Genomic DNA, 21,060 nt, shown 5'->3' with positions numbered 1-21,060 from the left:
ATCCCCTCACATACGTGATTCGGCCAGGATTCTGCTCAGCCCCGGCTCTAAACGATTAAAAAAATCTTACCGTCGGGGCAGCCAGCGTAAAAGTGAAAGCTCGTGAAAAAATTGAATTAATCTGTTTCCAGAATGGAAATTTCAAAAAACAGGCAAAAAAGGATCGGTCTGCCAAAGAGATGGAACAGCCGCGCCCTATAGGAGGACGCGGCTGACAGGATCATGCCATTTTCAAAAGTTCTGCTTCGAACCGCTTGAGCGATTTACGCGCGGCTTGATAGTCGTCGACACCCTTATGCGTGCGCAGTTCGGGGAACAGCGCAAAGATCTCGTCGCGTTGGGCATTGCCCATGCTGCCGAGCGTCTGGTCACCGGGCTGGAAGCTTTCGGTCCATGCGCCATTCCCCAGAACGACTTCATGACGGTCGAACATGAAGTGGAGATAGCTGGTGCCCAGCGTCTCGACCGTGGAGACACCCGCCATGCCCTGCATATGCTTGGCCGAGACGAAGACCTCGTGCTCTTCGAAGAAGAGGCTTGTCTGCGCGTTGGCCACCAGCATCCGGTGGTTGGGCGACACAATCATGTCGCGCTCGGGCAGATCGGGGCCCAGCGAGCCTGCGCGGATCAGAACCGGCTTGAGATGGGGAGCGGCATTCAGCTCGGCCTTGGTCAGATCGCGACGGCCCGCCCAGCGGATCTCCTGGATCCCGTTATCGCGGGTGATAACCTTGTCGCCCACCTTCAGATCTTCGACCGGCGTCTCGCCATGCGGTGTCGCAATCAGCGTCCCCGGCGTGAAGCACGGCACCAGTTCTTCAATATCGGTGAAGTTGATCGTCTGGCAGGAATTGGTCGAGGCATTGTAGAACTTGATCGTCCCGTCAAAGCCCGGATTACCATTGGTCTCGGCCGTTTTGGTAATGCTGGTGACCGTATAGCCCGCCGAGATCAGCCCCGAATAATCGAGCGTATCCCAGTCATTCCCGCCCGAACCGCCCTCAACGGTCACGGTCGTATTACTGCCGTTGGTCGCATCGGTGTTGCTGATGATAAAGTCATCAGCATCCGCGCCACCGGCGAGGCTGTCCGAATCCCCGCCCAGAATGGTGTCATTCCCGGCACCACCCTTGACCGTGTCGACGCCCGAACCGCCTTCGAGGTAATCGGCCCCTGTGCCCCCCGAGAGGGAGTCGTCGCCGGTGCCACCGAGCAGGGAGTCATTGCCCTGCCCGCCGATCAGGGTGTCATTGCCCTCATCGCCATAGATCGTATCGTCATCGACGCCGCCATCGAGATAATCGTTGCCGGTGCCGCCATAGATGAGATCGTCGTCATCCTCGCCATAGATGACGTCATCGCCAGCGCCGCCCGAGAGCGTGTCCATGCCGTTATCGGTGCCCTTGTCGCCGTTATCATCCGCGATATTGACGTCATAGCCGATCGGGCCGGCACCACCATAAATGGTGTCATTGCCGTCGCCGCCGTCAATGGAATCGCGCCCTTCGCTGCCAACGATGAAATCATTGCCCGCGCCGCCCGTGACGGTGTCATCGTCATAGCCCGCGTCGATGCTGTCATCGCCATCGCCGCCATCGATGCTGTCATTATCATCGCCGGTGAGGATCGTGTCATTGCCCGCGCCGCCCATGACGGTGTCACGGTCGTTATAGGGATCGGTATCCGCGGAATAATAGCCGCTATAGCCGCGATCGGGCAGCGCCGTGGCAGAAGTATCGGCGGTGTTGATGTAATCATCGCCATCGCCGCCATCGACAGAGTCGCTGCCTGCGCCGCCGGTGATGGAATCGTCGCCGGTGCCACCGCTGATCGTGTCGTTACCCGCATCCCCCAGCAGGGTATCGTTTCCGCCGCCCCCGATGATGGAGTCGTCGCCTGCCCCGCCGGAGATATAGTCATCCCCGCCCGCGCTGAGCACACCATCGGGCGTATCCACCACCGCGCCGGAATTCGAGAGATTGACGTTCAGGACGACGTCGTTGAAATCCTCGTCGCCGCCGCCATAGATATCCTCGAAGCCGATATTGTAGGAGCCGTCATCCTCCTGGCCCAAGACCGAGGTATGGCTGATCCCGTCGGGGTTCATACCCACGTTCTCGCCATAGGCAGAGGAATAATAGGTATAGCCAGCCGAGGTGGTGATACCGATCCCGACGATCTCGCCATCGGTCGTGTCGTAGGTATAGGTCGTGCCGACGGAATTGGCCGCATTGGCGGTCAGGGTCGTTGTCGTGATATCGCCGGTATCGGGATCGACGCTATAGACGAAGACCGAGTTCACATAGCCCGCGCTCGTGCTGGTGATGGTCACCGTCAGCGTATTGCCCGCGCTGGTATTGGTCGCGGCGCTATTATCGCCGTAGAGCGTATCGTTACCGTCACCGCCGGTGATGGAATCGTTGCCGTCATTGCCCTCGACGTAATCGTTCCCCGAACCGGCAACGATCGTGTCATCGTCGTCGCCGCCATAGAGCGAGTCGGAACCGCCCGCGCCGTCGATATAATCATTGCCACCATTGCCGTAGAAGACATTGGTATAAGCATCCGAACCGCTGGTGCTTTCGCCGTCGAAGCCGGTCAGCGTATCGTCATATTCCGAGCCATAGGCCCCGTCGACGCCGTCATACTTGTCGCCATCGGCATAGCCGCCGGTGCCCGACATCGAGGACAGGTTGACATTGACCGCCGAGGTCGAGCCGGAATAGTCGACCATGTCGAGACCGGTGCCGCCGGAGAAATAATCCGATTCAGCGCCACCGACGAAGGTATCGTTGCCGGCTCCACCCGAGACATAGTCGCTGCCCGTGCCGCCATCGATATAGTCATTGCCGTCCCCACCCCAGATGGAGTCGTTATCGGCATTGCCGTAAAGAGAGTCGTTACCGGCATCGCCATAGATCTTGTCGGCGCCGTCGCCGCCAGAGATCGCATCCGCATCATCGCCGCCCGACAGGGTATCAGCGCCGGCATTGCCCCAGATATAATCGGTGCCCGCGCCGCCATTGATGACGTCATTACCGTCATTGCCGGCGATCGCATCATTGCCCGCACCGCCCGTGACGCTGTCGTCGCCGGTGCCCGCATCGATCACGTCATTTCCATCGCCACCATCAATGGTGTCGTTGCCATCCTCGCCCCAGATGTAATCGTTGCCCGCACCGCCCGATACATAATCCGCGCCGGTGCCAGCGGCGATGGAGTCGTTCCCCGCCTCGCCCATGAGGCTGTCATTACCCGCCTGCCCCCAGACGTAATCATCACCGTCGCCGGCATAGACGGTATCATTGCCGTTCCCTGCGACGACCGCGTCTTGCGCCGTGCCCGATTTGATCAGGTCATTGCCATCTCCCGCCGAGATGACATCCTGATTGCCGGTGAAGGTGTAGGTGTTGCCGTAGCTGTCGGTATAAGTATACGTTCCCTTGCCGTCATCCACACGATCGCCGTCGCGGTCGACATAGGTGGCGTCGATGGTATCATTCCCGCTGGTGCCGCTGACAACGCCGTCACTGCTTGTCGTCCCGCCTGTGTTGCACGAAGGGGCCGTTTTACTCGTAGTATACGTCATACTTTTCACCTCACCTGAAACCGGCCTTCACTCCGGTAAACAACACAAGCGCTAGGCGCTTTGGAAACGCCGGTCTTCAGCGGGGCAGACTGTGGCGCGAAAGCCTGACCCCTTCGTGATAAAGCGCGATCGAGACACACGTCCAGAGATCTTTCGCCGATCCCCGATAGGGGGCGAGCGAGTCCAGCGTGAGCTTCTCCGCTGGCCGCAGTCAGATGCCTTACCGAAGGGAATACTCAATGGGATTACATAAAAAAAGAGATATTTGAGCGGCACCCCCTTCCGCGCCGTCACCAGCTGAAGCCTTAACCACAACCCACGCGCGAGGCGTCATATCTTTGCCAAAGTTGTGTCTCGGTATTGGCGACAATTCACGCCAAAACGAGATAAAAACCGAGAGATCGGGGCGATTTCTTGTCGATAACCATCTCTCTTGGAAACAATAGACGGCTCTCATCATGCCGATCAGCTTTTTAAAACAGAGGAAAGAATCCGAGAGAGAGGTTAACTCGGCACCAATCATTTTCGCTTTAAATGCCAGTTTTCAGCAACATTGTCGCCTGATCCGAAACACTTTCTCGAATCGCGCCAAGGCCGTCTGTCTGGTAAATCAATCAGCGCCGACCTGACTGTTGGGAGAAGCCTGCCCGGACAACCGCTGCCAGCCCCAGATCGTCTGCAGACGAACAGGCCCCTCATAGACATGGTGGCGAGGGACGCGACAGGCAGACATTGCCCGCCTGCCCGACGATACGATCTCAGCCGATGGCCGGAAGCAGGTTCATAACCAGCACCATCGCGAGACCGACCAGCGCCACGATGGACTGGATGATCGAGATAGACAGCGTAGCTTCTTTCATCGACATGCTGAAGCTTTCCTTCACCAGCCAGAATCCCGCATGGTTGGCATAGTTGAAAAACAGCGACCCCGCCCCGATCGAGAGCGCCAGAAGCGAGGTATTCACATTGCCCGCCCCCGCAAGCGGCGCCAGAAGGCCCGCCGCCCCCACGATCCCGACCGTGGCCGAGCCCGTCGAGACCGAGAGCAGCATGGCAATGATCCAGCCGAGAAGAAGGGGCGAGAGATGGAATTGCTGGCTCAGATGCATGATCGCATCGCCCACATTGGCGGCCGCCAGAACATGCTGGAAGGCACCGCCGCCCGCAATGATCAGCAAGACATTCCCGATCGGACGCAGGCTCGCCGTCATGGAACTGCGCAGAACCTCCGCATCTCCCTGCCGCAGATAGACGAGCACAAGAGCCGCAAACAGCACGCTGAGTAGCATGGCAATCACCGGATTGCCGAGGAAAGCCGTGACCGTCAGCAAGCCCGATCCCCCGGGCAGAGCGAGCTGGGTGAGAGAGTGCAACAGCATCAAAAGCGCAGGCATCAGCGCCGTCAGCAAGGACAGCCCTGCCGAAGGGGGCTGCATCGCGGACCTGTCCTCCCCCGTCTTCTCGGTAAACTGGGAAATCATCTCGCCATCGGGGCGAACGGCGGCAAGCTTCGGTGCGATAAACCGGCCGTAGACCGGTCCGGCCAGAATGATTGCGGGAATTGCCGCGCAGAAACCGTAGATCATGGTCGCACCGACACTGGCGTCAAGCGCCGCAATGGCCGTCAGCGGACCGGGATGGGGCGGAACCATACCGTGCATCGAGGCCAGCGCGGCAATGACGGGAACCCCCACAAACATATAGCTCGAGCCCCTGACCCCCGACGGGGTCTCCGATGCGCTTTCCAGCTTCCGCGCCACGGAGAAGATCAATGGCAGCATGACCACCAGACCGACCTCGAAGAACATCGGGATCCCCACCACGAAGGCGGTCGCCGCCATAGCCCATGGCAGAAGATGTGCGGGCGTCTTGCGGATCAGGGCCTCCGAGATGCTCTCTGTCACGCCGGTATCGGCAAGGATCTTGCCCAGCATTGCGCCAAGCGCGATCACGAGACCGACGCCGCTCAGCGTTTTTCCCGCGCCTCCGGTCATGGTGGAGACGATCTTGTCGACGGGCATTCCCACGGCCAGTCCGACAGCCAGTGCCGTAACCAGAAGCGCCAGAAGTGGATGGAGCCTGATCCGCGAGACGATCAGCCCCACGAGGAATAGAACGCCAGCCAAAGCGATAGCCAGTAATTGGATGTCGGAACTCGTCATATCTCCCCCATACTTGTTACACGACACGCGGCCCGATCAGGGCCGGAAGATGCGGGGCCTCCACCTGCATCTCTCGGGTCCGGCAACATGGCGCAACTGCTTGAAGGGCAAACAGCCATGCATATGTCCGAACGAGCGCATAGCGTCCATCGGGCAAGCATTTGTCAATCTCGCGGGCTTCACGAAGTCGTATACGATCCGTGATCCGTGGAGCGGACCCAGATGCGTCCGGCATCTGCGGCAGAACGCGCAGCTTCACCTGCTCGAGCAGAAAGGCCCGACCCGCCATGCCACTTATCGGCAGAGGCTGATCTCTCCGGCCTCTCGGAAAAGATTATCGGGAGAGGACGCGCAAACCCGCAATAAGCGTGCGCAGGACATCGCGCAGGCGTGTCTCCACCTCTTCGGTATCGGCGTCGAGATAGTCCAGAACCAGCCGCGGATGGTTGAAGCCATACATCGCCTGCTGCACCAGACAGGCTGCATGGATCGGATCTTTCAGACCGGGGATCGCCTGCACCAGAAGCTTGGCAATCTGGTCACGCCAGATGGATTTGTAACGCTGAACAACGTCGCGCAACCGGTCGGAGGCCTCGCAATAGGCCTCGTAAAGCTCGGGATCCTTCACCGCCGCCTCGCGTTTGAGCCGCAGCCGCTGGATCAGCCAGCTTTCAAGTCGCTCTTCAGCGGTGCCGGGACCCGAGACCGCCGCGCGCAACTCCTCATGTGCCAGATCCAACCAATGGCCCACCACCGCATCCAGAATATCCGCCTTTCCCGAAAAATGGGCATAGAGCGCGGCATGACTGACCCCCAGTTCGGCCGCCACATCAGTGACACGGAACTTGCTATATCCCACCGCTTTTATGCGCTGCTGGGCCACCTCGACCGCACGGCATTTCAACGTTTCGGAGGAAAGTCCTGTTCTGGGCATAGGTCCGGCCTCGGGGATTTACTGCACTTGAATATCTACTTCTTACAAGTTACAGAATTTGTAAACTGTAATCCCCTCATTGTCATAGGTGCCTCCCATGGGTTCTTTGCTGAAGGACCGTCGCGCCGTTGCATTGCTGCTCGCCGCCACGCTGACGGTCATGTCCAACGCCATCATCAGCCCCGGCCTTCCAGGCATCGGGGCCTATTTCGCAGGCACCCCGAATGCCGATCTGCTGACCCCTCTGCTGATCACCGCCCCCTCGCTGACCGTCGCGATCATCGCCCCGTTTGCGGGTTTCGTGGTTGACCGTGTGGGGCGCAAGGCCATGCTGATCACCGGTGCCGCTTTGTTCGGGCTTGCGGGCAGTGCCGGGCTCTGGGCCCCCACTCTCCCTGTGCTACTCGGCACCCGCCTCGTTCTGGGGGTGAGCGTCGCCATGCTGATGACGGCGATGACCGCGCTGGTGGCACAATATTTCCATGGCGCCGAACGTGGCAGGTTCATGGGCCTACAGATGACCTTCATCAATTTCGGCGGGTTGATCTTCATCGCTGTGGCCGGACAGCTGGCCAACCATTCCTCCTTCTATCCGTTCGCGCTCTATCTGGCGGGCCTCGTCTATCTGCCGATCCTCTATCTGTGCCTCGACGAGCCAAGGAGCCACGCGCATACGGATGGCAGCCACCCCAGCTCGCAGGGTCAGGACGGCTGGCCCCTGGTTCTGGGGCTCGGACTTCTATTGATGGCGCTGACCTTCGCCACCTTCTATATCCTGCCCACGCAGATCGCCTTCTATCTGCGCCAACTCGGCCATGCCGATCCGAGCACCGCCGCCCTGATGATGGTCTGCGTCACCTTCGCGGCGGGCGCTATCGCAATGGTCTATCCGTTCCTGCGCCGCACGCTCGGGCGCGGCGGAGTACTGGCGGCGGGGTTTGTAATGCTTGCGGCGGGCTTCCTGCTGATGAGCTATGTCCAGCTGGTGCCGATGATCGCCGTCGCCTCGCTCTTCGTTGGCATGGGGCCCGGTCTGATTGTGCCCACGCTCTTCAATTCAACGCTGGATGCGGTGCCGATGCGCCATCACGGCATGGCGTCGGGCGCACTGACCTTCAGCCTGTTCATCGGCCAATTCATCTCGCCGATCCTGACCCAGCCTCTGATCACGGCGGGCGGTTTCCACCTCGCCTTTATGGCCTTCTCCGTGGCCGCTCTGGCAGGTGCACTCCTTGCCGCACTGATCTTCCGCGAGCGCAAAAGCGCCTTTGCGCGCGCCTGAGGATCGACCGGTCCTATGGTAATCCCCCCTGATCCTAAAGGAATGCGGAAGTAGAATTTTCTCGGCAGGATGAACGAGGAGATTCCGATGAAGAACACACGTTTCACCGAGGTCCAGATCATGGGCGTGCTGCGCCAGGTGGAAGGCGGTGTGCCAGCAGCCGAGCTTTGCCGTGAGCACGGGATGAGCAGCGCGACACTGTACAAGTGGCGCGCCAAGTATCGTCAGCGAGATGAAGGCGATGGCGGAGGAGAATCGCCGCCTGAAGCGCATGTATGCTGACGTCAGCATGCAGAATGATCTGCTCAAGAAGGCCTGAAGTCGCCAACTCAACGCCGGGAGTTGGCCGTAAAAGCGGTGGCGATGAAGGGCGTCAGCATTGCGCTAGCGTGTCGGGCCTTCGATGTCAGCGAGACGTGCTTTCGATACAGCCCGAAGCTCGATGACGAGAACGAACAGATTGCCGGTCTGCTGCCCGGACTGACAAAGGCAAAGAAGACCTGGGGCTTCGGCCTGTGTTTTCTCTACATGCGCAACGTCCAAGGGCACGGGTGGAACCACAAGCGCCTATCCCGGATCTACCGCGAGCTGGAGCTGAATCTCAGGATTAAGCCCAGCAAGCGGCTGAAGCGGGACAAGCCAGAGGCGTCGGCGGTTCCAGAGGCCGCGAACGAAGTCTGGTCGATGTATTTCATGGCAGACCGCCTCGGGGACGGTCGCCAGTTCCGGCTGCTGAACGTCCTAGACGACTTCAACCGCGAAGGCCTAGGGATCGAGATCGACTTCTCGCTCCGCGCCGAGCGCGTTGTCCGAGCGTTGAACCAGATCATCGAATGGCGCGGCCCGCCCAAGACGATCAGGGTCGACAATGGCCCGGAATGGTCTGCCCCACTTGAGTGGTCCAGTTTAAAAGTTAGTGCATCGTGGGGCTTTAGTCTACTGGCACGATGCTTTCTGGTGCTGGTGGGCGATATCCCAAAGAGCTATGCGGGCGCACCGTGTTGTAATGCTGGCGCCAGCGTTCGATCAGGATCTGGGCTTCTCTTGAGCCGAATAAAACACCTCCCCATCAAGCAATTCGTCGCGAAGCCTAGCATTAAAGCTCTCCACATACCCTTCGTCGGGCAAACAGTCCCCCAGACTGTTTGCTGATCCTCCTCAGTCCCAGGGCGATCCCGGCTCGATATAGGCCGTTTTAGCCCCCACCGCCTCGATCCAGTTGCGCAGTTTGGTGGCAATGAATTCAGGTCCGTTATCGGACCGAATGAACTCGGGCGGGCCACGGAGGATGAAGAGATCGGTCAGCGCGTCGATGACGTCGACCGAGTTGAGCTTGCGTTTGACGCGGATCACAAGCACCGTCCCTAGGTGAATTCATCGACAATGTTGAGTATGCGGTAGGCTCGCCCGTCCGCGGTCTTGTCTTGGACGAAATCATAGAACCAGACATGGTTCGGACGCTCCGCCCGCAGCCGGACGCAAGAGCCATCCGCCAGCCAGAGCCGTCCACGTTTCTTCTGCTTTTGCGGCACTTTAAGACCTTCGCGTGGCCAGATCCGCTCGACCCGCTTGTGATTGACGCGACCTGCCCGCTTGAACCAACAAGCCAGTGATCTGGCGATAGCCATACCGTCCGTACTGCTTTGCCAGTTCGGTGATATCGGCCGTCAAAAGCGCTTCGTCCTGACGACCGGACGGGATTTTGCGTTGGGTCGACCGGTGCTGTCCTAAAGCCCGACAGGCTCGGCGTTCGGAGATGCCGAGTTCCCGCCGGACATGGTCAATGCACTGACGACATTGCTGCGAGCTCCGAAGGGCTGCGCGTTCGGGCTACAAACCCTCCACTGGAGGGTTTGCTACACGCCCCTCATCTTTGCCCCCTCCGTCAGGATCAGCTTGTCGAGCGTCAGATCCGACACGGCGCGCCTGAGCCGCGTATTCTCTTTCTCGAGTTCCTTCAGTCGCTTGAGCTGATGCGGTTCATCCCGCCAAACTCACGCCGCCAGCGGTAGTAGGTTTGTTGGTTCGGCATGGCCCTCGAACCAGTGGCGGGCACATGCCTCACCGCCAATCTGGCGCACCGCATCTGCCAGTTTCGCGCCTTGGCCCTGCAAAACCTCAACCTGACGCAGCTTCATGACAATATCTTCCGGCTTTTCGCGTTTGCCTGCCATCGAAGTAGTCCTCCATCATACGGGATAAATTATCCCAAAAGGTGGACCACTTCAGTGGGGCAAAACCAGAGATCGGGGCCGAGGATTACGACCTTCACGGTCTGCGCTATACGGCTTGCGCCGAACTCGGGGCGCTCGGCCTTGACGATGATATGATCATGGCCGTTTCGGGCCATACGACCAAAGCGATGGTCGCAAAATATGCAGGCCCCGCCCGGCAGAAAGCGCGCGCCAAAATCGCGCAATCCATGCGGGACAAGAGCGATATTTGAGGCTGGAACAGAACATGCCCGAAACAGGAATGTTGAGAGACTTGTTGAGAGCCACAAAACAAGAGGCATAACGGCCCTGCCGCGCTCTCGAAAACATCAATGTTTTGAATTTGGTACGGGCGGCCGGACTTGAACCGGCACTCCTCTCGGAAGCGGATTTTGAATTATGGCGAAATATATTGAAATCATGCCATTAGGCCATTTCTCCACCAAGAACAAATAGAGTACAAACTGGCAATCTGGGAACAATGACAAAATGGCAAATCAGCTGATTCCTTTTCTCGGTTCCTTGCTGCCTTTTGCAATCGAAACCGCGCTCCTGATCACGTCTCTCCAAGGTGCTCCCGCATCCAGCGCGCTTCCTCTTTCGCGCTACGCCCGAAATATCTGCGGAAGTCGCGGCTGAATTGCGAAGCGCTCTGATAGCCGACCTCGATCGCGACACCGGCAATAGAGCCGTGGTTGCGCGCAATCCTCAGCCGCGCCTCGTGCAGCCGCATCGCCTTGATATACTGGACCGGCGATGTGCCCGTCAGCTGCTTGAAATGGGCATGGTAGGACGGAACACTCATTCCGGCTCCGGCCGCCAGATCAGGCACCGAAAGCCCCGCCATGAAACCCTCCCTTATGCGCCCCAAGCTCTCGACAATCCGGCCGGCTGGCCCCCGCTGGCGCAGTGCCGCGCGCAAAGCACTGCCTTGTTGCCCCACCAGCACACGGTAATGCAGCTCCCGCAAAAGCCCCGTGCCCAGGATCACGCATTCCTGCGGATCCGAAAGCGTGGCCAGAACCCTGCCCAGCAACTCCCGCATCCGCGGCTCCAGCGGGCTCGAGACGAGGCTTCGCGCCTGCGCGGGCATCGGCTCGCCCACCGCCTCCAGCGCGACCGCAATCTCGGCGGCGAGCTGGAGGTCGAATTCCAGATAGAGCGCCAGCAGAGGCTCTTCAGGATCCGCCTGCGAGGCCATCCGGAACGGCACGGGGACCGAGACGGCAAGATAGTGATCGGCATCGTAGCGATAGACATTCCCGTCCAGAAAGCCCTGCTTGGCGCCCTGCAGCACGAAGACCGCACCCGGCCGATAGAGGACCGGCACATCCTCCAGCACGGCTTCCGACCGTAGGATGCGCAGCCCTGGCAAAGCCGTGGGATTATAGCCCGCGCGGGGGGCGAGCCTTGCCCCCTGATCGATAAGGGGATGAGATTTCATAGGATCGGGCAATTCTTGTAGATAATCCGCCGTATTTATCGCGACTGGGTCAGACTATCTGTCACCCCATCAGAATATGCAAGCGAGGACAGCTCATGTCGACCAAGACCTTCTTCATCACTGGCGCCAATTCGGGCTTCGGCTTTGCAATCGCCCGCGCGGCGCGCAATGCGGGACATAACGTGATCGGCACGGTGCGCTCGGAGGCGGCGCGGACCTCCCTTCTCGAGCGCCTTCCGGACGTGCATCCGGTTCTTTGCGACGTCACCGAATTCGACAATATCGACCGGATCGTCGATCAGGCCGAGGCCGATTTCGGGCCGGTCGATGTTCTGGTGAATAATGCCGGCTACGGCCATGAGGGCGTGCTGGAGGAATCCCCTCTCTCCGAGATGCGGCGTCAGTTCGACGTCAATGTCTTCGGGGCCGTGGCGATCGCCAAAGCGTTTCTCCCGAGGTTCCGGACGCGCCGTGCTGGCTTCATCCTCAATATCACCTCGATGGGCGGCCTCATCACCATGCCGGGGATCGCCTATTACTGTGGGAGCAAATTCGCGCTGCAGGGAATCTCCGAGGTCATGCGCAGCGAGATGGCCCCGTTCGGAGTGCATGTCACGACCCTCTGTCCCGGCTCTTTCCGCACCGACTGGGCGGGACGATCCATGATCCGGACCGAGCGCTCGATCCCCGACTACGATAGCCTCTTCGATCCGATCCGCGAGGCGCGCCAGGAGAAACACGGCGCCCAGCTCGGCGACCCCGAGAAGCTGGCTGAAGCCGTCCTCGGTCTCGTAAATTCGGACAACCCTCCCCCGCAGCTCATACTCGGCAGCGATGCGCTCAACCTAGTACGTAATCGCCTCCAGTCGATGCTGCAGGAGATCGAGGACTGGGAGGTGGTAACCTGCTCGACAGACGGCTGAGGGCTTAACATGGTCGGGTCAGGTGATCTCTGCTCGCCCGGCTCGATTGCCGTATTTGCGACAAGATGTATCGACCAACCGCCCCCGAGAGCATCGTGCCCATAGACCAAAGGCCCACGATGCACTAACTTTAAACTGGACCACTCAAGTGGGGCAGACCACCTAAGATCGGGGGATTATCACCTGCTACGGGTCTTTCATCCGGCTGCAACTTCTTACCGGTTGGTGTTTACGCCAATCGACTCAAGATTAGGGACCAGCAGGGGACAGATCAGAGCAACGTTCGAAACACGCGAAAAAGGGAGGGAGCCAGCCTTCGCTGCGCGACTCCCATTTCTACCAATAGATGTGCCGCGAAGCTCCCGGTGCAAGAGTGAGATTCACTTTATCTAGGTACTCAAAACTACTGTTTCTCCACTCTATCTCACCGCCGGCTCCTAAATCTCCGAGTCGCATACCAGCAACTGAGCGTTCGCCATCAATGACAAATCCAATGGGTTTGGGTGTCCCTGTTAGTCCGAGTGTGACCGCTTGCGCAGGCCCACCCGAAAGCTTGTCACCATCTTTACCGATAGCGCACATAAGGGCCGCAAAAACAGCACGTGAGGTGTACCCATATTTCCTAAAGTTTTTGTCTCGTTCAGCCCGAAAGATAGCACCTCCACTTCCTGCAGCCAATGCAAGCTGCGGAAAGATATTTCTGTCGATGTTACGATCATCAATAATCTCAGGGAACTTATGCTCCTTGTCCAACCAAATATCCTTCGTTGGTTCATAGCATGTCCGCCAAAGTCGAAAGGTCACATACTCACGCGGCAATATTTCTTCGTCTTGTGGCGCTTTCATGAGAATCTGCCTTGTACCATGAAATGTAACCATTCGCCGCCGCTGCGTACCGACTTGGGCGGCATATGCTGACTTCAGAAGATCCAAAAATATGGAGTGGCGCGTCTCTGCGTCGCCCTCAGTAGCAATGATCGTGGAGTAATCTACGAGTTCGCATAACTGCGATAGCATGTTACTTTGTGAAACGACATCGCCCGCATATCCAAATATCTCGCTTCCGTTCTTGCTCCAGAATATCTTCCTTCCACAATCCCAGTGTATGGCATCGCTACCCCACGAAAATCTGCTATCGCTTGCAATGTTTAGACAGGAGGGCTTCCGGTTCTGATATGAAACCCAAGCGACGAGCGTTGTCATAATACTCTCTGTACAGGAACTACTTTTGGATAAAGCCTCGCACTCTTAATATATATATGCAAGATTTAGTCTTTCATGCGGCCTAAACGCACCAATTTCGACGCAAGCAGCACCAATTTACGTTCTTAAAACAATAAATTTCAGCAATGCAAACTGCAGCAGTATCGAGATCACCGACCTAGAAAACGATGTGGTGCGGCGGTAACGGCATGGGAACTTAGTCCGCCTAGGCGAAGAGCTTGCTGCCCTCCCGTAAAACCACATCGAGCTTAAAATTAAGAACGTCGAGCTTTAATAAAAGAGTTAGAAGCATGAACCATTCCAAGATTGGTCATGATGGGCGTTGTTGCGCTAATCGACTGATATGACAAGGCACCCCTTTCCCCGCTGGTTTCAGACCACGGCTTCGATCTCGGCCTCTGCAAGGGCCGAGTAGCGGTTCATGATGGCGATGCGTGTCTGGATTTCAGCGGTCTGGCGGTCGGGATCGCGTGACATGATCCGTTCTCCGAAAAGTTTCAGGCGGTTTATTTGAGCCTCGACGCGACTTCGCATGTGATAGCCGACCCATTTCTTCCAGATCGATCGCCCTAACCGGCGTGTCGCCTTGAGGATGTCATTTCTTGAGGTCGCTGCCGGGCAGTCCGGCTTCCAGGCCCTGCCATTGCGGCGGATCGGAATGATCGGCTCCGCTCGGCGTTCGAGGATCGCAGAATGGCATCTTCGTGTATCGTAGGCCCCGTCCGCAGTAACCGCCTCAATGTCCTCCGCTGTCGGGATCTGCGACAGCAGCTCTGGCAGGATCGGGCTGTCGCCATGCTTGCTCGACGTGAATTCGACCGCGCGAATGTCGCCGGTGGCCGTGTCCATGGCCAGATGCACCTTCCGCCATTCGCGTCTACGCGTCGCACCGTGTTTGCGCGCCAGCCATTCTCCATCGCCGCGGAAACGGATGCCGGTGCTGTCGACCAGCAGGTTCAGCGGCTGACCGGAGGATCGATACGGGATCTGCACCTTGATCCGGGCCTGACGCCGGCAAAGCGTCGAGTAGTCAGGTATGGGCCAGTCAAGCACGGCCATTTCGATCAGGCTCGCCACCAGCCCGACGTGAGGTGGTCCCCGAAAACTGGACACACTGCTAAGCTTGCCGCCAACGAAGACGAGGAAGAACAGCGTGGCTAGCAAACGAAAGAATTATGGCGCCGAGTTCAAGGCGAAGGTGGCGCTCGAGGCCATCCGCGGCGAGTTGACGGTCGCCGAGCTGGTGGCGAAGCACGGGGTGCATCAACACCTGGAAGCGGCAGGCGCTCGAAGGCATGTCCGGGATTTTCTCGGGCAAGGCCAAGGCGAAGGCCGCCGAGAAGGACGGCGAGATCGAGAAGCTGCACGCCAAGATCGGCCAACTCGTGGTGGAACGAGATTTTTTAGCCAAAGCCTCCGGACGGTGAGCATGTCACGGAGGCGAGAGATGATCGATCCGCGGCACGTGGTGCTGTCGATCACTCGGCAATGCGCGCTGATCGGGATAAGCCGGTCGGCATGGTATGGGCCGGGCCGGACGGAGGCGCCGCTGAACTTGGCATTGATGAAACTGATCGATGCGCAATTCATGGAAACGCCGTTCTACGGCAGCCGCCAAATGGCGAGGCACCTGCGCAACCAAGGCTATTGCGTCGGGCGCAAGCGCGTCCGGCGGCTGATGGCGCGTATGGGCCTGCGTGCCGTCTACCAGAAACCAAAAACCACGGTGCCCCATCCGGAGCACCGCAAATATCCATACCTGCTCAGAGACTTGGTGATCGAACGACCAAACCACGTTTGGTGTGCAGACATCACGTACATCCCCATGCGGCGTGGGTTCCTCTACTTGGTCGCGATCATGGACTGGGGCACGCGCCGGGTTCTGTCTTGGCGCCTGTCGAACACGATGGACACCGAGTTTTGCATCGAAGCGCTGGAAGATGCCCTCAAGCTGCACGGCCGGCCCGAGATATTCAATACGGACCAGGGCAGCCAGTTCACCAGCCCGCGCTTCACGCAGATCCTGCACGATGCCACGGTGAAGGTCTCGATGGACGGTCGTGGTCGTTGGATGGACAATGTCATGATCGAACGGCTATGGCGGTCCCTGAAATACGAATGCGTCTATCTCCACGCCTTCGAGACCGGGTCGGCAGCCCGGGAGGGCATCGGAAAGTGGATCGAATTCTACAACACCGAGCGCCCTCATTCGGCGCTCGGGGGCAGAACACCGGTCGAGGCCCACCAAGGCCCTGACCTCCTGGCGGCGGCATGATCAACAGGCAAGCTTAGCAGCGCCGCAAAACTGTCCGGGAAATGGGGACCACCTCAGTAGACCAAAGGCCCACGATGCACTAACTTTCAAACCGGACCACTCAGGTGGGGCAGACCAACAGGTCGCTATAGTTGCAACCAACCTTACAAACACAGACAAAATTGACATTTTAGATGCCAGCCACAGTAAGTGTGTGCATTGCTGCTCAAGGCAACCTCTTACGTGGATTGTACGATCCATAAGTACAACACTTGGTCGCGCTCCGCAGTTTGATCGCCCGTCTATACCGCAAAACGAGTTACGGCAAAACGCGGCTGACATCCAATTTCAGGTTATCCTAGGAGTAAACGCTGCTCAACTCTTTCTTTTCAATCATGTTCAGTAGATCGATACCATCCCATCGCACAAACCAATTTTGCTCTTGGATTTCGTCGATTAGCGCTTCAGATTCGGCAACAGTGATACCTTTCGAAACTGTGCCAATTCTGCTCCACGAAGCTCTCAGCAACTCAGCTCTTTTGGCCTTGTCTAGATAAGGACAAGCAAGGGAGTCGAAAAACAGATGCACTGCTTCAGAGTTTCTACCCAAGTACTTCTCGGACGAAATTCGGTCACAGATAGAGGACCAAATTTCGTTTCTCTGTCGTGAGAACGCCGGTCGATCGCCATAGATGAATAGTTTTACGACCAACTCAAAGTAACCTTTGCTCTTTCCGTCCAATTTGGCGAGTGAGATCAATTCGTGTTCCAACTGCCCGTCGCATCCAAATTGCTGAAGGCTAACCAGAATATTAAGAATCTCGATTGGGATCACCGATTTTTTTGAAAACAAGCCTTCAAAACTAGGTGCGCTTGCCAATTGTGATGTCCAACGAAGAGAGGCTTCTTTAAGAATGTCGAAACCTTCAGGATCATGTTCCTGTAAATGCTGCGCAGCGCGCACGATGGCGTGAGACAGACGGAGCGATGAGGCAACCGTAGGGTGAAGCGTGAAAAAGTAAAACCCGACATCAAGCAGGAAAAAGAACATTTGCCGGTAGTTCCGATCGACAACAGGACTGTTTTCTAACGCAATGAGATCATCGTATCCATCTGCTATATCAATGGCTTTACGGCGGACCGCGCCGATCACATAGTTTGCTACTGCGTCGTAACCAAGCTCGGAGGAAAAACATGCTGCTTTAACCTCTCTAGTGAACTTTCCAAACAACGATCGATATTTGTAAATGTACTTCGGCTGCAGAACCCTCTTACCGCTCGCAGCCAAGGAAACGGACTCAAAGAGCTTTTCCCAATGAGCCCCAAGAGATTTATTGATTTCGTCGATTACCAGTGACTTTTTCGTATAAAATGGCCGCTTGTTGAGCTCTCTTTTCCCAATGTTCAGGTGTAAGTTGTACTCTTGTAATGCGAGTGACAGCTCGTGCTCGACTTGCTCGACCGTCACAAGGTCATTGCTAAAGACATAGTAGTTGTCCACGTACCGTCTACATTCGTAATCGACGCCGTCGCGTATCGGCGGGCTTCTCATCTCAAGGTTCTTCCGGGCGTTCTGATCCACCTTTGCAAGAATAATTTCTGCAAAGATACGACTGACCTCCGGACCAATGCAGATACCACTAGTTTCATTGTGATTTAGCCTCTGCATTACCTTGTCGAACTGATTTCCAAAACTCAGAGCATGCGTATTATCTTTCGCTTCTTCTTTACCCCTCGTCGCCCATGCCATGGAATGCGTGTAGATGCTGTCAAAGCATTTACTGATATCCAATGATAACTGATATCGAAATTTTTTTTCCAAGCGGATATGGTCACTTGAAGCGAAAAACTTGTAAAGGCGCTGAAATCCTGAATATGCAAAGTAACTTGCAGGGTTCCGCACCAGTCTATCTAGGTCCACTGTGTCCACGGTAGAGTTCTTGTAATGGTTCTTACCCTGAACAGAGGATGGAACAAAAAACGAACCACCAACTTTTTTCGGCGCTCGTATGGAAAACGGTCCACGCCCCGAGTATTCGCAGATCAACTCCTCATATTTATGATAAAAATCGGCCAACATGACCTGACCTCTTGGATGCAGAAGGCTTAAAGTTCTGACACTTCGAGAGTCTTTAACGATATTGTACCTTAGCGGAATAGTGTAACTTCCGTCGTCAACCAGTAAAAGGGCGTCAAACAACTCCTGAAAGTGCGCCGATTTTGTGGCTACATTATGAAGGTTTTTATAAAAACCATCGTTGCTTATAATTATAGGTACCTCAAAAGGCGACGTATCTGTCAGTACTACACGCCATTTGTCGGCTCGGTTTAATCTAACCCGTGACTTTCCATCGCTACGCATACTTCCAGCACTCCATTAGGTCCGCCAACCGGTCGGCACTGAAACGGAAATGGACTCGATCGGCGACTCCCCTAACAAATGAGTACTTGAGAAGCTCTTTTCTTTGACGATTTGTCAGAGCCAGTGCGAGCCTACCTCCGATCGTACCCGAACGGCATAGAACCATTCCCAAGAAAAATTTATCAAGCTCAACGAGTGCCGGTGCGCTACTATTGATGAGGCTATACGTATGCTGCAGACCTACGCTGCGCTTCTTTTGCTGCCTTTCATCAAAAAACTGATAGCCACAGGTCAAAATACGGACCCGATCTATGAGGTCATCAAAATTTCCATCAGCCAAATACTGGAGTAGGGATTTCACAATTCGAGTCTTATTCTTTTTAACCTTTGACGAAGCGATATCCAATTCGACTTTACGAGCAACAAGCTTTCCTCTCCCAGTCTCGTAGACGTTGAACTTGAAGCCTAGATAATCAAAGCTATGCTCAACGGATGTCGTCTTGTTTTTTGCGTTTCCGAAGACGTAAATCTTCGTCTTGGAGAAGTTCAATTTCAGCCCAGTCGGCAACGCCGCTTCAATTTGCACCTTAAGTAATTTCTGATTACTCAATTCCGGTAGGATTAGAATTATGTCATCAACATACCGGGCAAAGTAGTGAGCGTTTAGCTGCTCACGCATTCTCTTGTCGAAATCTTGCAAATAAAATTCACTGAGTTCCGCACTGATTGCCAAGCCCGGAGGCAAGCCGCTCACCGAATTGAGTCTGAATTGGTCGATTAGCGAGCTGATAACGGACCGCGTGCTTGGAGCAGTCATAAGCCGTTTTCTAAGTTGGCTTGATAGGAATTCTTGATCAACGGATGGATAAAAATTCTTAAGGTCCATCTTTGCGATAGTGAACGGCATCCCTTCTTCGCATAGCAACTTCAGGCGACGCACTATCTCGACACGACTTCCCTGCTTTGATGCTGTGATCCTGCGAATGTTCTGAGCGGCCTTTCGCAACACCAGATCGCTCGCTAGATCATTTATCTGGTATATGGTACGGCCTGCCAAATCATTGCGCGTCAACGGCAGAAAGGAAAAACCATTTTGTGCTGTAATGACTGCCTGATTAAGCAAAGCTTCTTTATACCGCTCGCTCCTCAATGCAGGATACTTTAAAAAATCACTTTTGTTCAGGTGCTTTGAAAGTGCCGCGCTGCCAAATGTGGGATCGTACATCAAATATCACTTTTGCTAACTCACCCCAATCCTATGCCGAACAATGGCTATAAGGGAAGTGTTAGAGAAAGGGCGACGTTCGTTTAGCGAAAAAACATGATGTTTCTTGATAAAAACCGAAGACCGCTTCTCTAGTTGGCTGCCTAGATCAATCCCTTTTAGTCTTAGATAAGATCGTTTCGCCCGATCATGCTTCTCTTCGCAGTCTGTTTGGGCGTTCGAAGGGCGCAGCAGCACGCATGTGTCGTATTGGCATTGGATATTTTCGCGTTCAGGCTGAGCGATGAGCTATCGGATCTTGCTTGACCTCTCACTTGCTCCTGAAGAAGCTCGGCGCCGGCGCTCCGCGTTCACTCTTTAAAGGCATTGGAGGTGGCCTTGTCAGCGACGTATTCTGCCCACCGCGCATTCAGCTTCGCCTCTCTAAGCCTAAAGGCAAATGGAACACTCTCCGGTGCACTCTCAACGGCAGAGTTATAGTCTGTCATCACCAGCAATACATCGATCAAAGATGCGTCGCGTTGTTGTAATGTCGCGAGACGGCTTTTAATTGCCTCCGTTCGCGCTGCCGCTGAAAGGTGCTTAAGAAAGGCGCCAAACACGTCGGACGACATAGCGAACACAAAGGCGGATAGGACGATACGAACAAACGTGATTGATGACGATCGGTCTAGGTTTATCCCCAACGTCAATGCGAGCCCGCCAGCTACTACGACAAAGGCGATTAGGATAAATCCCATTACTTTACTGCTAAAACTCTGTAGATTCGATGTAAAAAAAGCAGATTCTTCCAGCATCTCCGCCAGGCGATGAGCACCCGGCTTCTGCTGTGTAGCATAATATTCGGGATTCTCGTATGCGTTCGCCTGCGCTTCAGTGACGGTGAAACGTTGACGCAATTCCATTAGTTCGTAGGCAGAAAAGGTCTCTCCTAATGCTCCAGAAAGCAAGGACGCCCGGCGAGCGGTCTGCGCTGCTTCACGTGACTTCTCGTATAGCAGGCTTACTACCCACCAAGCCACCAACAACACCGCGCCTAGGATCGCGAGAGAATAGAGCCAAGTATCGTCAACGATAACTACCGAAAGCGCAGCTGGCACGGCGACCAACGACTGAAGAATAAACAAGTAAACACGTAGCTGAGACGACTTCGCAAACTCAGCAAGTTGGTAACCTACAAGACTTTGATGAGTCTTTTCTACGCAGATTCTCACATCTTCAAGAGACGTCATAATGTTTGCCCTCTATTTTATGGCCACGTAGAATGGCTTGCTGTAGCTCACGATTTGATTGTCACTCTGATCTGCCCCACTTGAGTGGTCCAATTTGAAAGTTATTGCATCGCGGGACTCTGGTCTATGGGCGCAATGCTCTCGGGTGCTGGTGGGCGATATCCGAAGAAACTCTGAGGGCGCACGGTGTGGTAATGCTGGCACCAGTGGTCTGCC

At 56.1% G+C, this 21,060-nt stretch carries 13 protein-coding genes and 3 pseudogenes; 6 read left to right on the top strand and 10 right to left on the bottom strand.

Annotated elements, in window-relative coordinates:
* Window positions 1-220 precede the first annotated feature (220 nt).
* From ABEB22_RS10960 to ABEB22_RS10950, 3 genes are all read right to left on the bottom strand, one after another.
* On the bottom strand, window positions 221-3,589 hold the full coding sequence (locus ABEB22_RS10960) for a Hint domain-containing protein (protein WP_406870288.1): 3,369 nt from the start codon (window positions 3,587-3,589) through the stop codon (window positions 221-223).
* Between the two features lie 758 nt (window positions 3,590-4,347).
* Window positions 4,348-5,751, bottom strand: a complete 1,404-nt coding sequence (locus ABEB22_RS10955) for a gluconate:H+ symporter (protein ID WP_350936144.1) — start codon at window positions 5,749-5,751, stop codon at window positions 4,348-4,350.
* 334 nt (window positions 5,752-6,085) lie between these two features.
* Window positions 6,086-6,685: a TetR/AcrR family transcriptional regulator gene (locus ABEB22_RS10950; protein WP_339112841.1), complete on the bottom strand. Its 600-nt coding sequence runs from the start codon at window positions 6,683-6,685 to the stop codon at window positions 6,086-6,088.
* A 97-nt stretch (window positions 6,686-6,782) separates the two neighbouring features.
* On the opposite strand from ABEB22_RS10950, the gene ABEB22_RS10945 reads away from it, so the two are divergent.
* The 3 genes and pseudogenes from ABEB22_RS10945 to ABEB22_RS10935 form a co-directional block, all read left to right on the top strand.
* Window positions 6,783-7,967, top strand: coding sequence for an MFS transporter (locus tag ABEB22_RS10945; protein WP_339112842.1), 1,185 nt, complete (start codon window positions 6,783-6,785; stop codon window positions 7,965-7,967).
* 87 nt (window positions 7,968-8,054) lie between these two features.
* The gene (locus ABEB22_RS10940; RefSeq protein ID WP_406870287.1) at window positions 8,055-8,249 is read left to right on the top strand and encodes a transposase; all 195 of its coding nucleotides are present in this window, start codon (window positions 8,055-8,057) and stop codon (window positions 8,247-8,249) included.
* Between the two features lie 81 nt (window positions 8,250-8,330).
* Window positions 8,331-8,843 (top strand): annotated as a pseudogene (locus ABEB22_RS10935) (DDE-type integrase/transposase/recombinase); the annotation flags it as partial.
* A 55-nt stretch (window positions 8,844-8,898) separates the two neighbouring features.
* Here the strand turns inward: ABEB22_RS10935 and ABEB22_RS10930 are convergent.
* A pseudogene (locus ABEB22_RS10930) lies at window positions 8,899-10,141 on the bottom strand (IS3 family transposase).
* Between the two features lie 41 nt (window positions 10,142-10,182).
* On the opposite strand from ABEB22_RS10930, the gene ABEB22_RS10925 reads away from it, so the two are divergent.
* Window positions 10,183-10,413 carry a hypothetical protein gene (locus ABEB22_RS10925; protein ID WP_350939229.1) on the top strand — a complete coding sequence of 77 codons (231 nt, stop codon included), beginning with the start codon at window positions 10,183-10,185 and terminating at the stop codon, window positions 10,411-10,413.
* 323 nt (window positions 10,414-10,736) lie between these two features.
* Here the strand turns inward: ABEB22_RS10925 and ABEB22_RS10920 are convergent, their stop codons facing one another.
* Window positions 10,737-11,624 (bottom strand): AraC family transcriptional regulator N-terminal domain-containing protein, encoded by an 888-nt coding sequence (locus ABEB22_RS10920; protein WP_406870286.1) that lies wholly within the window; start codon window positions 11,622-11,624, stop codon window positions 10,737-10,739.
* Window positions 11,625-11,719: 95 nt separating this feature from the next.
* On the opposite strand from ABEB22_RS10920, the gene ABEB22_RS10915 reads away from it, so the two are divergent.
* Window positions 11,720-12,547, top strand: coding sequence for an oxidoreductase (locus tag ABEB22_RS10915; protein ID WP_406870285.1), 828 nt, complete (start codon window positions 11,720-11,722; stop codon window positions 12,545-12,547).
* Window positions 12,548-12,883: 336 nt separating this feature from the next.
* Here the strand turns inward: ABEB22_RS10915 and ABEB22_RS10910 are convergent, their stop codons facing one another.
* Both ABEB22_RS10910 and ABEB22_RS10905 read right to left on the bottom strand, forming a co-directional pair.
* Complete coding sequence (locus tag ABEB22_RS10910) at window positions 12,884-13,750, bottom strand: hypothetical protein (RefSeq protein ID WP_406870284.1); 867 nt, start codon at window positions 13,748-13,750, stop codon at window positions 12,884-12,886.
* Window positions 13,751-14,143: 393 nt separating this feature from the next.
* Window positions 14,144-14,854: pseudogene (locus ABEB22_RS10905) on the bottom strand (IS5 family transposase); the annotation flags it as partial.
* Window positions 14,855-14,924: 70 nt separating this feature from the next.
* On the opposite strand from ABEB22_RS10905, the gene ABEB22_RS10900 reads away from it, so the two are divergent.
* Window positions 14,925-16,046: an IS3 family transposase gene (locus ABEB22_RS10900; RefSeq protein WP_406870283.1), complete on the top strand. Its 1,122-nt coding sequence runs from the start codon at window positions 14,925-14,927 to the stop codon at window positions 16,044-16,046.
* A 337-nt stretch (window positions 16,047-16,383) separates the two neighbouring features.
* Here ABEB22_RS10900 and drt3b read toward each other — a convergent pair whose 3' ends face one another.
* The 3 genes from drt3b to ABEB22_RS10885 form a co-directional block, all read right to left on the bottom strand.
* Complete coding sequence (gene drt3b, locus ABEB22_RS10895; protein WP_406870282.1) at window positions 16,384-18,387, bottom strand: antiviral reverse transcriptase Drt3b; 2,004 nt, start codon at window positions 18,385-18,387, stop codon at window positions 16,384-16,386.
* A complete protein-coding gene (drt3a, locus tag ABEB22_RS10890) occupies window positions 18,380-19,612 on the bottom strand; it encodes an antiviral reverse transcriptase Drt3a (protein ID WP_406870281.1) in 1,233 nt (410 codons plus the stop codon). The genes drt3b and drt3a overlap by 8 nt, the downstream gene beginning before the upstream one ends.
* A 350-nt stretch (window positions 19,613-19,962) precedes the next feature.
* Window positions 19,963-20,844, bottom strand: coding sequence for a hypothetical protein (locus ABEB22_RS10885; RefSeq protein WP_406870280.1), 882 nt, complete (start codon window positions 20,842-20,844; stop codon window positions 19,963-19,965).
* Window positions 20,845-21,060: the final 216 nt, after the last annotated feature.

Source organism: Thioclava sp. 'Guangxiensis', from assembly GCF_045348365.1.
Taxonomy (GTDB): domain Bacteria; phylum Pseudomonadota; class Alphaproteobacteria; order Rhodobacterales; family Rhodobacteraceae; genus Thioclava; species Thioclava kandeliae.
Note: the sequence above shows the minus strand (reverse complement) of the source record. Positions and strands in the feature narration are given on the sequence as shown.

What these genes read in the sequence shown, in the direction of transcription:
- ABEB22_RS10960 (WP_406870288.1), bottom strand. Translation starts at nt 3,589, where the DNA reads ATGACGTATACTACGAGTAAAACGGCCCCTTCGTGCAACACAGGCGGG.
- ABEB22_RS10955 (WP_350936144.1), bottom strand. Translation starts at nt 5,751, where the DNA reads ATGACGAGTTCCGACATCCAATTACTGGCTATCGCTTTGGCTGGCGTT.
- ABEB22_RS10950 (WP_339112841.1), bottom strand. Translation starts at nt 6,685, where the DNA reads ATGCCCAGAACAGGACTTTCCTCCGAAACGTTGAAATGCCGTGCGGTC.
- ABEB22_RS10945 (WP_339112842.1), top strand. Translation starts at nt 6,783, where the DNA reads ATGGGTTCTTTGCTGAAGGACCGTCGCGCCGTTGCATTGCTGCTCGCC.
- ABEB22_RS10940 (WP_406870287.1), top strand. Translation starts at nt 8,055, where the DNA reads ATGAAGAACACACGTTTCACCGAGGTCCAGATCATGGGCGTGCTGCGC.
- ABEB22_RS10920 (WP_406870286.1), bottom strand. Translation starts at nt 11,624, where the DNA reads ATGAAATCTCATCCCCTTATCGATCAGGGGGCAAGGCTCGCCCCCCGC.
- ABEB22_RS10915 (WP_406870285.1), top strand. Translation starts at nt 11,720, where the DNA reads ATGTCGACCAAGACCTTCTTCATCACTGGCGCCAATTCGGGCTTCGGC.
- ABEB22_RS10910 (WP_406870284.1), bottom strand. Translation starts at nt 13,750, where the DNA reads ATGACAACGCTCGTCGCTTGGGTTTCATATCAGAACCGGAAGCCCTCC.
- drt3b (WP_406870282.1), bottom strand. Translation starts at nt 18,387, where the DNA reads ATGCGTAGCGATGGAAAGTCACGGGTTAGATTAAACCGAGCCGACAAA.
- drt3a (WP_406870281.1), bottom strand. Translation starts at nt 19,612, where the DNA reads ATGTACGATCCCACATTTGGCAGCGCGGCACTTTCAAAGCACCTGAAC.
- ABEB22_RS10885 (WP_406870280.1), bottom strand. Translation starts at nt 20,844, where the DNA reads ATGACGTCTCTTGAAGATGTGAGAATCTGCGTAGAAAAGACTCATCAA.